Origin of the sequence: Kitasatospora sp. NPDC057904 (assembly GCF_042887925.1) — a bacterium.
In the GTDB taxonomy this organism is placed as follows: domain Bacteria; phylum Actinomycetota; class Actinomycetes; order Streptomycetales; family Streptomycetaceae; genus Kitasatospora.
This window is the reverse complement of sequence record NZ_JBHVOL010000003.1, coordinates 448,970-463,271: the sequence shown is the minus strand read 5'-3', so window position 1 is coordinate 463,271 and position 14,302 is coordinate 448,970. Positions and strand designations below refer to the sequence as shown.

The following is a 14,302-nucleotide window of genomic DNA, read 5'->3' as shown; positions in this document are numbered from 1 at the left end:
GGCAGGACCAGGCCGCGATGTGCGGTGCGCACCCGCTGTCGCAGACCCGTACCGGCCTCAGGTCACGTTCAGGCGGGCGGCCAGGCGCAGGAGGGCGGGGCTGAGGCGGCTGAGGAGGCGGGCGGCCTTGGCCTCGGGGGTGACGGGGACGACGGGCTTCTTCGTGCGGACGGCCTGGAGGATCGCGGCGGCCACCTTCTCCGGCGGGAAGCCGCGGCGGGCGTAGAGCCGGGCGGCGCGGGCCTGCTTGGCGGCCTGCTCGTCGGCGGTGGTGGCGGAGAAGGTCGAGGTGCGGGTGATGTTGGTGTTCACGATGCCGGGGCAGATCGTGGAGACCCCGATGTCGTGGGACGCGAGGTCGGCGCGCAGGCAGTCGGAGAGCATGAACACCGCGGCCTTGCTGGTCGCGTACGCGGTGAGCGCCTTGGACGGCAGGTAGGCGGCGGCCGAGGAGACGTTGACGATGTGGCCGCCCTCGCCGCGCTCGGCCATCAGGGCCGCGAAGGCGCGGCAGCCGTGGATGACACCCCACAGGTTGACGTCCAGCACGCGCCGCCACTCCTGCTCGGTGGTCTGCAGGAACGTCCCGGAGTGGCCGATGCCCGCGTTGTTGACCACGACGTCGGGCACGCCGTGCTCGGCGGCCACGGCCTTCGCGAAGGCGTCCACCGCGGCGCCGTCGGCGACGTCCACCCGGTAGGCGTGGGCCTGCGGGCCGATGAGGGAGGCCAGTTCGGCGGTGCGCTCGGCCGCGGCGAGGTCGAGGTCGCACACCACCACCCGGGCGCCGTCCTCGGCGAAGGCGAGCGCGGTGGCCCGGCCGATGCCGCTGCCGCCGCCGGTGACGACGACCAGCGGGCCGTCGCCCTTCGCCGGACGCCCGTCGCCCGCCTCCGCCTTCGCCGTGAACTCGCGGACCATACCGGCCACGTGCGCTCCCTTCTCCAGCAGCGCCGACCAGTGGCCGGCCCGCAGCGTCCGTCGGGTGAGGTTCGGGGCCCAGCGCTCCAGGCCCTCGGAGAGGTAGGTGCCGACGTAGCGGTCCCGGGTGAGGGTCACCAGCTGGACCGGCACCTCGGTCGGCCGCTCGCGCGGACTGCCCAGCGCGGAGCGGAAGTTGGCCCGGTACAGCTCGATGCCGCGCACCGCGTCCCGGCGCAGGCCCGGCTGCGGGTGGCCCGGGCGGGGGGTGACGTGCTCCAGGTCGCGCAGCACCCGCGGCCACGCGCGGGCGAGGCCGAGGCGCCACACGCCCGGGCCGAGGAACGGCAGGTGGAACGCGGTGATGTACCAGGAGTGCAGGCCCTGGTGGAGCAGCTGCCCGAGGTGGCGCGGGGTGGGGCGGCGCAGCCGGTGGCGCAGCCAGTACCCCATGTGGTCGAGGCAGGGCCCGGACATCGTCGTGTAGGACGCGATCCGGGCCTCCGCGCCGGGCGAGGTGACGGCCTCCCAGGACTGGACCGAGCCCCAGTCGTGGGCGACGACGTGCACCGGGCGCCCGGGGCTGACCGCGTCGGCGACCGCGAACAGGTCGTCGGCGAGCTGCTCCAGGCGGTAGCCGTCGCGGGTCGCGGGGGCGCCGGAAGCGCCGGCGCCGCGGACGTCGTAGCGCACCACGTGGTGGTCGCGGGCGAGGTCGTCGGCGACGTCGTCCCAGACGGCGTGGGTGTCGGGGTAGCCGTGCACGAGGAGGACGGTGGGGGCGTCCGGGTCGCCCTGCTCGTAGACGGCGAGCGGCAGGCCGCCGGAGCGGACGGTCCGGCGGGTCTTCGGGCTCTCGCTCATCGGGCTCTCGCTCATCGGGCGGTCTCCAGGGCGGTGGGCTCGGGCGTGGGCTCGGAGGTGGGGTCGGACGTGGGCGCGGACTGGAACGTGGGCCCGGACGTCCAGCGGCGGACGTGCGGCAGGTCGTCGTCGAGCCAGTAGGCGTCGTCCTCGGTGACGACCAGCAGCTCCTCGAACTTGATGCCCACGCCCCGGAAGGCGATGTGCGGCTCCACCGCCCACAGCCCCGGGGTAGGCATGTGCCGCGACGAGCGGCCGTCCGCCCACAGCGGCGAACGGCCGTGCAGGCGCTCGGAGACCAGCTCGCGGCCGAGGGTCTGCAGGGTGCGCACGCCGAAGCCGAAGACGGTGACCCCGGCCGGGCCGCGCGCGGTCGTCCTCGTCACCTGGTGGCCGATCACCCGGCCAGGGTAGACCCGGTGGCGGTTGTCGTAGCCGTGCTCGGCGAGCTGCGCGTCCACGGCCGCGTACACCTCGGCCAGCGGGCGGCGGGCCCGCACCTCGGCCAGGATCAGCTCCCGGTAGACCCGCAGGTCGGCCGCGAGGCGGTCCCAGACCGGGTTCTCCCCGACCTTGCCGCCATAGCCGATGTCCGCCGTGTAGCCGTCGACGATCGGCGCGCAGTCGAGGACGTACGGCATGCCCTCCTCCAGGCGGCGGTTGCCCGCGAAGAACTGCAGCGGGGTGCGGAAGTGCCGGAACGCCGTCCGGTCGCCGAACCACGCGAACGGGACGTGGAAGAAATCCTGGACCCCGGCCGCCACCAGGCGCCGGCGCAGCTCGGCGGTGGCCTGCCGCTCGGTGACGCCCGGCTCGATCCAGGCGGCGACCTCCTCGGCGCAGTCGTAGGCGAGCTGCTGCGTCTCGCGGAACCGGGCGAGGTCGCGCTCGTCGTACGGGAAGGACGGGGTCGGTTTCGCCGTCGGGGGCAGCTTCGCCGTCGGGGGCAGCTTCGCCGTCGGGGGCATCGGGGCTCCTTCTGCAGGTCGAGCACGCTCGTGGGGGGCGCCTGGGGGTCAGGGGTCCGGCTAGAGGTCCAGGACGAGGGTCTCGCCCTCGGCGGCCCGGGAGACGCAGGGCAGCAGGGCGCCGGCGGCCCGCTGCTCGGGGGTGAGGCGGCGGTCCCGGTGCTCGGGGCCGCCGGCCAGCACGCGGACCTCGCAGGTGCCGCAGAAACCCTGGTGGCACGAGTACGGGAGGTCCGGCCGGGCCTCGCGCAGCACGTCCAGGGCGGACCGGTCGGCCGGCACGTCGAGCGCCGGACCGTCCGCGCCGAGCCGCACCGTGAAGGGCTTGCCGCCGGTGATCGGGGCGGCCCCGAAGCGCTCGAAGTGCAGGGCCCCGGCCGGGGAGGAGTCCAGCGCCCGCTGGACGGAGGCCAGCATCGGGGCCGGCCCGCAGCAGTAGACGGCCGCGCCGCGCGGGGCGTGCGCGAGCAGCTCGTCGCCCGTCGGGACGCCGCCGTGCTCGTCGTCGGTGCGCAGCACGACCCGGCGCGGGTCGAGGGCGCGCAGCTCGTCCGCGTACGGGAGGGTGTCGGCACTGCGGCCGACGTGGACGAGCCGCCAGTCGAGGCCGTGGCGCTGCGCTTCGCGGGCCATGGGGAGGAGGGGGGTGATGCCGATGCCGCCGGCGAGGAGGAGGACGGTGGGCTCGGCGCAGAACGCGAAGCCGTTGCGGGGGCGGCGGGCGGTGAGGCGGGTGCCGCGGTGGAGGGTGTCGTGGATCTCGACGGACCCTCCGCCGCCTCCGGGGAGCCGGCGGACGGCGATCCGGTAGGTGGCGGGGTCGGCGGGGTCGCCGCTGAGGGAGTAGTGGCGCTCGCGGCCGGAGGGCAGGGCGAGCCGCAGGTGGGCGCCGGGCTGCCAGCCGGGCAGCGGGCCGCCGGAGGGGTCGGCCAGCGTCAACTCGACGACGTCGGTGGCGAGTTCGCGGCGGGCGGCGACGACCAGTTGCAGCAGCGGGGTGGGCCGGCTGAGCGGGCGGCGGGGGTTGCGGCGCAGCAGCGGGCCGCCGAGGGCCGGGGAGTAGCGGTCGCCGAAGGCGGTCAGCCGCCGCATGAAGCCGTCGGCGCCGGGGCGGCCGTAGAGGTCGGGGGGCGGGTTGAGCAGGTCCATCCGGCGGGCTCCTTGGCGTCGGTGCGGGCGGGGGCGGGCGGGGGCGCGCGGGGGGCGGCTGGTGGCTCGTGGCGGGCAACCGCCGACGGCTGACGGCTGACAACTTTCAGATTTCAGATAACAGATAACGTTTCCTGTTATCTGAAATCTGTCGGCCGTCACCTGTCAGCCACCCCCGTCACCCGCTCCCCGCCACCGCCACCGCCGCTGCGCGGGCGGCCGGGGAGGTCGCGAGGTAGCCGAGGGCCTGGCTGGAGGAGCCCTCCTGGGTCGGGTGGTAGCCGGGCTTGAGGTAGCGCAGGCCCGAGCGGATCGAGTTGACCGGGTCGGGCAGCAGCCCGCGCTTGGCGATCCGGCCGGCCTCGCGCCAGGTGGGCTTGATCCGCCCGTCCAGGGTGGGGTCGGCGGCGAGCATGAACCGGGCGCCGCGCACCCACAGGTGCACCAGCAGCGGCCCGGAGACGGCCATCCCGCGGATCCGGCGCAGGTAGCCCGGGTCGAGGTGGACCATCAGGTCGTAGGCCACGCTGCGGTGTTCGACCTCCTCGGCGCCGTGCCAGCGCAGCAGGTCGAGCATCGTCGGGTCGGCCTTGGCGCGGTCCAGGCCGGGCGAGTTGAGCACCCAGTTGCCGAGGAAGGCGGTGAAGTGCTCGATGGCCGCGATGAACGCGACCCGCTCGATGATGTTCTCGCGCCGCCGGGCGGGCGACAGGCCGGGCTTGTCGCCGAGCACGCGCCGGAACAGCCAGGCGACCTGCCGCACGTACGGACGCGGGTCGAGCCCCTGCCCGAGGAGGTGGTCGAGGACCTCCTGGTGCGCCTCCGCATGGATGGCCTCCTGGCCGATGAACCCGAGCACCTCCTCGCGCAGTTGCTCGTCCCGGATCAGCGGCAGCGCCTCCTTGAACACCTTGACGAACCAGCGCTCCCCCTCGGGCAGCAGCAGGTGCAGCACGTTGATGACGTGGGTGGCCATCGGCTCGTCGGGGATCCAGTGCAGCGAGAGGGCGGCCCAGTCGAAGCGGACGTCCCGGGGCTCCAGGACGAGGCTCTCGTGCACGCGGGCCGCAGGGGCGGCGAGGGCGGGAACGGGGGTGGATCGGGGCATGGCGGGCCCTCCTGACCTGGGGGCGGCGGCTCGGGGCGGCGGCTCGACTCAGGGAAACGTACTCGCGGGTAGCGACGGGGACAAGGGTTTCGGCGACCCTTATCGACATCGAGTCTAATAAGTGATGTGCGCCGGAGAACGCCCCGGGAAACGCGCGGAGCCCCACCGGTTCTCCGGTGGGGCTCCGTCGAACGGACGGCGGTGCTCAGACCGCCATCGCCAGCATCACCGGCGCCGCCCGGGCCGCGAGCAGTTCGGCCGCCGCCCTGAGCCGGTGCACGTTGTCCACCGGCATCGACCTCGCCAGGCAGCCGACCGTGCTGCCCGCCGTCACCGGGACGGCCGCGCACACCGTGCCGAGCGCGTACTCCTGAATGTCCAGCACCGGGACGGTGGCCGGCTGCCGCTCCAGACGGTGCATCAGCTGGTCGGCGTCGGTGACGGTGCGGGAGGTGAGCCGGGCGACCGGGTGGCGGGAGAGGTGGTCGCGCCGGCCGTCCGAGTCGAGCTGGCTGAGCAGGCACTTGCCGATCGCGCTCGCGTGCGCGGTGGCCCGGAAGTCCACCCACTCGTGCACCGGCGGGGCGTACTCGGACGAGGAGACCGCCTCGACCGTCAGCTCCCCGTCGTGGTAGCGGCCGAAGTACACGGCGGCGCCCAGCTCGTCGCGGATCTCGGCGAGCTTGCGGTTGAGCCGGGCGCGGACGAGCTGCTCCCGGTTGTGCTGGCCGAGCAGCGCGAAGGTGCCGCCGAGCACCCAGCCGCCGTCCTGGCACTGGAGGTAGCCCTCGATCTCCAGGATCTCCGCGAGCCGGCGCACGGTGGGCAGCCCGAGCGAGGTCTCCCGGGCGAGGGCGACCAGGGTGGCGCCGTCGGAGTGCCGGTCGACGGCTTCCAGCAGTCTGAGGGCGTGCTGCAGGGAGGTGAACGGACCGGGCAGTCCCTGGTCCAGCGCGGCGTGACGACCCGGGGCTGGTGTCGACATGTCGTCCCCTTCCGATGTCCCCCACGGAGCGACCGCGGGCGTCCTCCAGCCTATCGACCCGAAGGCTCCGGCAACTGCTCTCCGTGAATATTCCGTGCAGCTCCGTATTCACGGATTTGCCGGGCGGCGCACGGAGGCACGCGGGGGCGGAAAACGCCGCGACGGGCCCTCCCCCACTGCCCAGGGGGAAGGCCCGTCGTGCGGCCGCCGGGGTGCGGGCCCCGGCGGCCGGTGAGGGTGGAGGAGGAGCGGAGGGGGCGGAGCCCGCGTCAGCCCTCGTCGCCCGCGCGGAGCTTGGCGACGGCCGCCTCCAGGCGGGCGCCGTACTCCTCGTCGGCGGCGTGGAAGTGGGCCAGGTTCTTCTCGACGATGTCGTCGCGCGTCACCTGGGCCAGGAAGCCCGCGATGTTGTCGATCAGGCGGGTCTTCTCGCCGGCCGACATGAGGCGGTAGAGCTCGCCGGCCTGGAAGAAGTCGTCGTCCTTGGTGTGGGCCGGCGTGGTGTAGGTGCCGGTGTGGCCGTCCAGCTTGACCGGCGCGGCGAGCGCGTTGTCGGTCTGGGCCGGGCCGTCGTACGAGTTGGGCTCGTAGTTCTTGGCGCGGCCGGCGCTGTTGGCGGCCATGAAGCCGTCGCGGCCGTAGTTGTTGGCCTCGGTGGCGCGCGGCGCGTTGACCGGCAGCAGGGTGTGGTTGACGCCGAGGCGGTAGCGCTGGGCGTCGGCGTAGGCGAACAGGCGGCCCTGGAGCATCTTGTCCGGGGACGGGCCGATGCCGGGCACGAAGTTGTTCGGCGAGAACGCGGACTGCTCGACGTCGGCGAAGACGTTCTCCGGGTTCCGGTTGAGCACCAGGCGGCCGACCTTGACCAGCGGGTAGTCGGCGTGCGGCCACACCTTGGTGAGGTCGAAGGGGTTGAAGCGGTAGTCCGCGGCCTCGGCGACCGGCATCAGCTGGACGTAGAGGGTCCAGGACGGGAACACGCCGCGCTCGATGGCCTGGTGGAGGTCGCGCTGGTGGGAGTCGGCGTCGGCGCCGAGCACCTCGGCGGACTGGTCGCCGTCCAGGGAGCGGATGCCCTGGTTGGTCTTGAAGTGGTACTTCACCCAGTACGCGTCGCCGTTGGCGTTGACCCACTGGTAGGTGTGGGAGCCGTAGCCGTTCATGTGGCGGTAGGAGGCCGGGATGCCGCGGTCGCCGAACAGCCAGGTGATCTGGTGGGTGGAGGCCGGCGAGTGGGCCCAGAAGTCCCAGACGTTGTCGGCCTCCTGCACGCCCGTGTACGGGTCGCGCTTCTGCGAGTGGATGAAGTCGGGGAACTTCACCGGGTCCTTGATGAAGAAGACCGGGGTGTTGTTGCCGACGAGGTCGTAGTTGCCCTCGCCCGTGTAGAACTTCAGCGCGAAGCCGCGCGGGTCGCGCACCGCGTCGCTGGAGCCGAGGGCGCCGGCCACGGTGGAGAAGCGCAGGAAGACCTCGGTGCGCTTGCCGACCTCGGAGAGGAAGTCCGCCCGGGTGTACTGCGAGACCTCGTCGGTGACCTCGAAGTAGCCGTAGGCGCCGGAGCCGCGGGCGTGCACCACGCGCTCCGGGATGCGCTCGCGGTTGAAGCGGGCGAGCTTCTCCAGCAGCTGCTGGTCCTGGATCAGCAGCGGGCCGTACTCGCCGGCCGAGGCCGAGTTCTGGTTGTCGGCGACCGGGGCGCCGGACTCCGTGGTCAGGATCTTGGACATGGAGGGGTCCTTCAGGTGTCGGAACAGGCGGTGCGTGACGAGGGGAGGAGGTGGACCGGGCGGGGGCTCAGACGCCGAGCAGGCGCCAGAGCGCCGAGCGGCGCCGCGAGGAGTGCTCGCCGTCGGGGCCGTCGGACGGCTGGAGCGCGGCGACGGCGGCGGTGGCCGCGGCCGGGTCGGCCAGCGGGCGGGCGGCGGTCAGCGCGGCGGCCTCGTCGGCGCTCAGGCCTGCCTCGGCGAGCGCGGCGGCGGCCTCGGCGGCCGGGACGGCGTTGAACCAGCGCAGCGCGAGGGCCGCGCGGCCCGCCTCGGTGAGCCGGCCGGTGAGGCGCAGGCGGGCGAGGCCGCCGTCCGGGTAGACGTTGATGCGCACGTGGGTCACCGGTCGGCCGACGTCGAGCCGGAAGCGGTGGCGGGTGTCGGGCTGCAGGCGGGTGCGGGGCAGGATCTCGAACCACTCGCCGTCCGCGCCCTCGGAGGGGTTCCCGCCCGTGGAGGCGTCGAAGCCGACGAGGTCGGCCCAGCCGGGGGCATTGGCGACGAAGTGGGTGGTGTCCACCTCGGCGGCCAGGACCTCACCGCCCCCGGCCAGGGCGATCTGCACCCAGTCGTTGGCCTTGTCGCGCCGACGCCGGGTCTCCCAGCCCTCGCCCATGACGGAGGCGCGACCGGGAGCGTTCAGGTTGTGCGGGGAGGAGAAGTAGCGGTCGGACGCCGCCTCGGCCACGCCGCCGTACTCCTGGGCGGCGAGGTCGAAGGTCAGGCCGTCGAGCTCGCGCGGGTCGGGCAGCACCTCGCCGTGCACGCGCAGGCGGGCGACGCCGCCGTCCGGGAAGATGCTCAGGCGCACGTGGGTGTAGCGGGTGTCGTCCTCGACGGCGAACTCGTGGACGGTGTCGCCCTTGAGCGCGGTGCGCGGCACCAGCGTCGTCCACTCCGCGGCGGCGACCTCCTCGGGCGAGGGCCGGCCCGGTACGGACGCGGCCTCGACGCGGGCGCTCTCCGGGTAGTTGCCGGTGAAGTGGGCGGTGTCGACGATCACGCCGCGGATCACGCCGCCGGTGCCCAGCCGGACGATCGTCCAGTCGTGGTCCTGGTCGGTGGGGTGCGGCTGGTCGGCCGAGACGCCGCGGCGGCGCTTGGACTCCCAGCCGTCCATGATCTGGCCCTTGTGGCCGAAGGTGTGCGGGCGGAACTCGGCGGGCTTGGCGACCAGCAGGTTCTCGGCGTCGGCGAAGGTGTCCTCGTTGGTGGCGACGACGCCCGCGCCCAGCAGCCGGGAGGCCAGGTTGACCAGCTCTGTGAAGGGAGCGCTCGGGGTGTCGGCGGTGGTCACGTCGTCTCCTCGGTTCGAGTCGGTGCGAGTCGGTGCGGGTGGGTGCGGGCCGGGCGGCGCGGGTCAGTTCGACCCGGGCGGGGCGGCCGCGGGGGCGGGGGCGGCCGGGCGGGCCAGCTGCCGGCCGAACGGCTCGGCGGCGGTGTCCACGACCCGGCCGCGCAGCCAGGTGGTGCGCACGGCGCCGGCCAGGGTCAGCCCGGCGTACGGGGTCACGGGGTTGCGGTGGTGCAACTCGTTGGCGTGGACGGCGAATTCGCCGTCCGGGTCGAAGGCGACCAGGTCCGCGTCGCGGCCCACCTCGATGGCGCCCTTGGTGGCGCTCAGGCCGGCCAGCTCGGCCGGCCCGGAGGCCATCCAGCGCACGACGTCGCCGAGGGTGTGGCCGCGGCGGCGGGCCTCGGTCCAGACGGCCGGCAGGCCGAGCTGGAGGGAGGCGATGCCGCCCCAGGCCGCGGCGAAGTCGCCGCTGCCGCCGTGCGCGGGCAGCAGCTTGAGGTCGGGGGTGGACGGCGAGTGGTCGGAGACGACGGCGATGAACTCGCCCGCCGCCAGGGCCGCCCACAGCGCGTCGCGGTTGGACTCGTCGCGGATCGGCGGGCAGCACTTGAACGCGGTGTCGCCGTCCGGCACCTGCTCGGCCGCGAGGGTCAGGTAGTGCGGGCAGGTCTCCGCGGTCACCCGCACGCCGTCCTCGCGGGCCTGGCGCAGCAGCGGCAGGACGGCGGCGGAGGACACGTGCAGGATGTGGACGCGGGCGCCGGTGCGCCGGGCGGTGTCGAGCAGCCGGGCGACGGCCGCGGTCTCCGCGTCGGCGGGGCGGGAGGCGAGGAAGTCCCGGTAGTGGACGCCGGGTTGCTGCGGGGCGGCGGCGAGGACGGCGGGGTCCTCGGCGTGGATGATCGCGAGGGCACCGATCCGGGCCTGCTCGGCCAGGGCGGTCTCCAGGTCGGCCGCCTCGACGTGCGGGAACTCGTCGACGCCGGAGGGGGCGAGGAAGCTCTTGAAGCCGAACACGCCCTCGCGGTGCAGGGGTTCGAGGTCGGCGGCGTTGCCGGGGATGGCGCCGCCCCAGAAGCCGAGGTCGACCCAGGTCTGGCCCTCGGCGGCCTTCCGCTTGACGGCCAGTCCGTCCACGGTGGTGGTGGGCGGGACGGAGTTGAGCGGCATGTCGATGATCGTGGTGACGCCGCCGGCCGCGGCGGCCCGGGTGGCGGTGGCGAAGCCCTCCCACTCGGTGCGGCCGGGCTCGTTGACGTGCACGTGGGTGTCGACCAGGCCGGGGAGCAGCGCGGTGTCGCCGAGGTCGACGAGCCGGCGGTCACCGGCGAGGAGCGAGCCGTGCGCGGCGATCTGCGCGATCTTCCCGTCTCGGATCAGCACGTCCGCGGGGCGCTCGCCGTCGGGCAGGACCACCCGCCGGGAGCGGATCACCGTGGGCTGGCTGACAGGCATGGGGGACCTCCGAAACCTGGGAGTTGGGGGTGCGGGGACGCCGGACCGGCCGGGGTGGGCGGTCGTCCGGGGCGCTCGGAGAAGGAGGGAACCGAAGGATTGCCGGGAGCCTAGGCCCGCCTTCAACAAAACGTCAATGGAGGAACGTACGAGTGTTCGCGCGCCCTGGCCGCCACGCGTACGCGGGTGCACGGCTCAGCCGCTCAGCAGTGCCCCGGCCAGCCGCTCCCCCGCGGTCTCGGCCAGTTCGGCGGCCTTGGTCATGCTGTCGCCGGGCTGTTCGGCCAGGTCGGTGAGGGCGATCGCGGTGGTGAAGCCGGCCGAGCGCCACTCGCTCTCCGACAGTTCCAGCCGCCCCGCCACAGCGGCCACCCGAACCCCCGCCCGAGTGGCCGCCGCGGCGACGCCGGCGGGGGCCTTGCCGTGGAGCGTCTGCGCGTCCAGGCAGCCCTCGCCGGTGACGACGAGGCGTGCCCCACGCACGGCCTCGTCGAAACCCAGCAGTTCGAGCAGCAGCTCGATACCGGGTCGCATGGTGGCGCCGAGCAGGGCGAGGGCGGCGAAGCCCACCCCGCCCGCGGCCCCGGCGCCGGGGGCCTCGCGCACGTCCCGCCCGGCGGCCTCGGCGACCTTGTCCGCGAAGCGGGTCAGGCCCTCCTCCAGGACCACCAGGTCGTCGCCGTCCGCGCCCTTCTGCGGGCCGTAGACGGCGGTGGCGCCGCGCGGGCCGAGCAGCGGGTTGTCGACGTCGCAGGCCACGACGACCTCGACGCCGGCCAGCACGTCGGCCAGCGGGCCGAGGTCGATCGTCGCGAGCCTGCGCAGCGCGGCGCCGCCGGGCGCGAGTTCGTTGCCGTCCGCGTCGCGCAGGCTGACGCCGAGCGCCTGGACCACGCCCGCGCCGCCGTCCGTGCAGGCGCTGCCGCCGAGGCCGAGCACGATCCGCTTGGCGCCGAGCGCGACCGCCCGGCCGATCAGCTGGCCGACGCCGAAGGAGCCGGCCGCGAGCGGGGCGGTGCGCCCGCCGGGGAGCCGGGCCAGGCCGGAGGCCTGCGCCAGTTCGACCACGGCGGTGTCGTCCCGCACCGCGAGCGCGGCGTCCACCGGCAGGCCGGTGGGGCCGGCCACCTTGGCCGGGACGCGGGTGAAGCCGGCCGCGAGCGCGGCGGCCAGGGTGCCCTCGCCGCCGTCGGCGACGGGCAGTTCGCGCACCTCGGTGCCGGGCGCGGCGCGGCGGATGCCGGCGGCGATCCGGGCGGCGACCTCGGCGCCCTCCAGGGTGCCCTTGAACTTGTCGGGAGCTACGACCACATGGCCCTGGTGGGGGGTGGCGGGCATGGCGCGGTCCTCTCCGTACGGGTGCGGCTGGTTCTTCAAGCTTGGGCCCGGGCGGCCCGGGGGTGCCATCCCCTGCCCGGACGATGCCGGTCAGGGCCGGCACTGAGCTGGGCTGCCCCGGAGGGCGGCCCCCTCCCGCCGTTCCCCTCGTCCCGCTTCCGACGTACGAGGGGCTCCCCTCGGCAGGGAGGGGGCCGGGCGACGCGTCACTGGCACGACCGAAGTGCCCCCGACAGGGAGGACGCGTCACCGGCTGGGTCGACCGGCAGGCGGGCGGATGAGCCCCGGCCCGGCTGCCGGTCGGGCCTGGCCTCCTGGTGGCGCGGGCACGACCGGATAGGTACACGCCACCAGGAGGAGTCTGTGCGGGCTCCCCCGGGGGGGAGCCCGGCGGGTTACTTGACCTCGCGGCCCGAGAGCCGCTCGACGCCGCGCAGCAGCGCCGAGTGGTCGAGCGAGCCGTCGCCGTTGGCGCGGGCGGAGGCGACCAGCTGGGCCACCACGGCGCCGACCGGCAGCGCGGCACCGACGGCGCGGGCGGCGTCGGTGACGATGCCCATGTCCTTGTGGTGCAGGTCGATCCGGAAGCCCGGGGCGAACTCGCGGTTGAGCATGTTCGCCTTCTTGCGGTTGAGCACGGTCGAGCCGGCCAGGCCACCGCCGAGCACGTCCAGCGCGGCGGCGAGGTCGACGCCCGCGTTCTCCAGGAAGACCACGGCCTCGGCCAGGACCTGGATGTTGACGGCCACGATCAGCTGGTTGGCGGCCTTGACGGTCTGGCCGGCGCCGGCCGGGCCGACGTGGACCACCGTGGTGCCGAGGGCGTCGAACAGCGGCTTCGCCTCGGCGAAGTCCGCGGCCTCGCCGCCGACCATGATGGACAGGACGGCCTCGACGGCACCGGCCTCGCCGCCGGACACCGGGGCGTCCAGGGCGCGCACGCCGTTCTCCACGGCGGCCTTGCCGACCTTGATGGAGGTCTGCGGGGTGATCGAGGACATGTCGATCACGAGGGTGCCGGCCTTCACGTTCTCCAGCACGCCGCCCTCGCCGAGGATGACCGCCTCGACGTGCGGGTCGGCCGGGACCATGGTGATGACGACCTCGGCGTCCTTGACGGCCTCGGCGATGCTGGCGGCACCCCGGCCGCCGGCCGCGACGACGGCGTCGATCGAGTCCTGGGAGAGGTCGAAACCGGTGACGTCGTGCCCGGCCTTGACCAGGTTGATGGCCATGGGCTTGCCCATGATGCCGAGGCCGACGAAGGCGATCTTGCGGCTCATCGCGTCGTTCCTTTGTACGTAGGTGGGGAGGGCCGGGTGGCCGGCCCGCGGGACGGGCCGGGGCGCGCTCGCGGCGCGGCGCGCCCGGTGGCGCGGTGCCGCCTCGCGGCGCGGCGCTACTTCGCGGCGCGCAGCTCGCGCGGCAGCCACCCGAAGCTGTCGGCGCTGACGCCGGTGGAGGGGCGGTACTCCAGGCCGATCGAGCCGGTGTAGCCGGCGGCGGAGAGGCGGGCGAAGAGGTCCTCGAAGTCCAGCTCTCCGGTGCCGGGCTCGTTGCGGCCCGGGTTGTCGGCGATCTGCACGTGGCCGATGCGGTCGGCGTAGGTGTCGATGACGGCCGCCAGGTCCTCGCCGTTCTTGGCCAGGTGGTAGAGGTCGCAGAGGAACTTGGCGTTGCCGAGCCCGGTGGCCGCGTTGACCTTGTCGACGATCTCGACCGCGGCGGGGGCCGACACCAGCGGGTAGTCCGGGGACTCGACCACGTTGAGGGCCTCGATCAGCAGGATCGCGCCGATCTCGTGCGCGGCCTTCGCGGCCAGCACCAGGTTCTCCAGCGCGAGCGCGTCCTGCTCGGCCGGGTCCACGCCCTCGACCCGGTTGCCGTACAGCGCGTTGAGCGCGGTGGCACCGAGCGAGGCGGCGAGCTCGGCGGCGACCGGGACGTTGGCCCGGAAGCGCTCCTTGTCGGCCGGCACCGAGACCGTACCGCGGACGCCCTTGCTCAGGTCGTCCAGGAAGTTGAGGCCGGTGAGCCGTACGCCCGCGTCGGTGAAGGCCTTGCGGAGCGCGTCCTGCTCGGCCTGCGAGGGGGCGTGCTCCTCGCCGAAGGGCCACCACAGCTCGGCGGCCGTGAAGCCGGCGGCGGCGGCAGCGGCCGGGCGCTCCAGCAGCGGGAGCTCACCGAACAGGATCGACAGGTTGACCGTGAAGCTGTGCCGGGAAGCTGCCGTCACGTCACTCACCTCTCACTCTCTTCCGACATCCTCAACTTCCACAATCCGGAAGAGGGATTCTGCGTGGTGGAAGCATCTCCGCCCCGCCGATCGACTGTCAAGGCCGCCGCAACAATTTGTTGAAGTGGCCCGGAAACCCCTCCGCGAGGGGCCCGGCGCTGTCCGATCACCCAGGGCCTGCCCCGCCCCACCCCCGCTCGCTACAGTGAGCG

At 74.3% G+C, this 14,302-nt stretch carries 10 protein-coding genes and 1 pseudogene; all 11 read right to left on the bottom strand.

The genetic code is table 11. The features are described from left to right. Positions 1–57: 57 nt before the first annotated feature. Positions 58–1,800, bottom strand: a complete 1,743-nt coding sequence (locus tag ACFVSN_RS10830) for an SDR family oxidoreductase (protein ID WP_387590169.1) — start codon at positions 1,798–1,800, stop codon at positions 58–60. Continuing rightward, positions 1,797–2,753, bottom strand: a complete 957-nt coding sequence (locus ACFVSN_RS10825) for a M24 family metallopeptidase (protein ID WP_387954570.1) — start codon at positions 2,751–2,753, stop codon at positions 1,797–1,799. Before ACFVSN_RS10825 ends, ACFVSN_RS10830 begins: the two co-directional genes overlap by 4 nt. A 60-nt stretch (positions 2,754–2,813) precedes the next feature. After that, positions 2,814–3,902 (bottom strand): PDR/VanB family oxidoreductase, encoded by a 1,089-nt coding sequence (locus ACFVSN_RS10820; RefSeq protein WP_387954568.1) that lies wholly within the window; start codon positions 3,900–3,902, stop codon positions 2,814–2,816. 178 nt (positions 3,903–4,080) lie between these two features. Then, the gene (locus ACFVSN_RS10815) at positions 4,081–5,010 is read right to left on the bottom strand and encodes a metal-dependent hydrolase (RefSeq protein WP_380499840.1); all 930 of its coding nucleotides are present in this window, start codon (positions 5,008–5,010) and stop codon (positions 4,081–4,083) included. Positions 5,011–5,215: 205 nt separating this feature from the next. Then, complete coding sequence (locus tag ACFVSN_RS10810; RefSeq protein WP_387954566.1) at positions 5,216–5,995, bottom strand: IclR family transcriptional regulator; 780 nt, start codon at positions 5,993–5,995, stop codon at positions 5,216–5,218. Positions 5,996–6,264: 269 nt separating this feature from the next. Then, positions 6,265–7,725 carry a catalase gene (locus ACFVSN_RS10805; protein ID WP_380489468.1) on the bottom strand — a complete coding sequence of 487 codons (1,461 nt, stop codon included), beginning with the start codon at positions 7,723–7,725 and terminating at the stop codon, positions 6,265–6,267. A gap of 280 nt (positions 7,726–8,005) precedes the next feature. Next, positions 8,006–9,061: pseudogene (gene alc / locus ACFVSN_RS10800) on the bottom strand (allantoicase); the annotation flags it as partial. A gap of 63 nt (positions 9,062–9,124) precedes the next feature. Further along, positions 9,125–10,516: an allantoinase AllB gene (gene allB, locus ACFVSN_RS10795; RefSeq protein WP_380489470.1), complete on the bottom strand. Its 1,392-nt coding sequence runs from the start codon at positions 10,514–10,516 to the stop codon at positions 9,125–9,127. A 195-nt stretch (positions 10,517–10,711) separates the two neighbouring features. Continuing rightward, positions 10,712–11,854, bottom strand: coding sequence for a glycerate kinase (locus tag ACFVSN_RS10790; protein WP_387590159.1), 1,143 nt, complete (start codon positions 11,852–11,854; stop codon positions 10,712–10,714). Positions 11,855–12,249: 395 nt separating this feature from the next. Next, positions 12,250–13,137, bottom strand: a complete 888-nt coding sequence (locus ACFVSN_RS10785) for a 2-hydroxy-3-oxopropionate reductase (protein ID WP_380489476.1) — start codon at positions 13,135–13,137, stop codon at positions 12,250–12,252. 116 nt (positions 13,138–13,253) lie between these two features. Continuing rightward, on the bottom strand, positions 13,254–14,099 hold the full coding sequence (locus ACFVSN_RS10780; RefSeq protein ID WP_380437820.1) for a hydroxypyruvate isomerase family protein: 846 nt from the start codon (positions 14,097–14,099) through the stop codon (positions 13,254–13,256). Between the last annotated feature and the right edge of the window lie 203 nt (positions 14,100–14,302).

What these genes read in the sequence shown, in the direction of transcription:
- ACFVSN_RS10830 (WP_387590169.1), bottom strand. Translation starts at nt 1,800, where the DNA reads ATGAGCGAGAGCCCGATGAGCGAGAGCCCGAAGACCCGCCGGACCGTC.
- ACFVSN_RS10805 (WP_380489468.1), bottom strand. Translation starts at nt 7,725, where the DNA reads ATGTCCAAGATCCTGACCACGGAGTCCGGCGCCCCGGTCGCCGACAAC.
- ACFVSN_RS10785 (WP_380489476.1), bottom strand. Translation starts at nt 13,137, where the DNA reads ATGAGCCGCAAGATCGCCTTCGTCGGCCTCGGCATCATGGGCAAGCCC.
- allB (WP_380489470.1), bottom strand. Translation starts at nt 10,516, where the DNA reads ATGCCTGTCAGCCAGCCCACGGTGATCCGCTCCCGGCGGGTGGTCCTG.
- ACFVSN_RS10810 (WP_387954566.1), bottom strand. Translation starts at nt 5,995, where the DNA reads ATGTCGACACCAGCCCCGGGTCGTCACGCCGCGCTGGACCAGGGACTG.
- ACFVSN_RS10825 (WP_387954570.1), bottom strand. Translation starts at nt 2,753, where the DNA reads ATGCCCCCGACGGCGAAGCTGCCCCCGACGGCGAAGCTGCCCCCGACG.
- ACFVSN_RS10790 (WP_387590159.1), bottom strand. Translation starts at nt 11,854, where the DNA reads ATGCCCGCCACCCCCCACCAGGGCCATGTGGTCGTAGCTCCCGACAAG.
- ACFVSN_RS10815 (WP_380499840.1), bottom strand. Translation starts at nt 5,010, where the DNA reads ATGCCCCGATCCACCCCCGTTCCCGCCCTCGCCGCCCCTGCGGCCCGC.
- ACFVSN_RS10820 (WP_387954568.1), bottom strand. Translation starts at nt 3,902, where the DNA reads ATGGACCTGCTCAACCCGCCCCCCGACCTCTACGGCCGCCCCGGCGCC.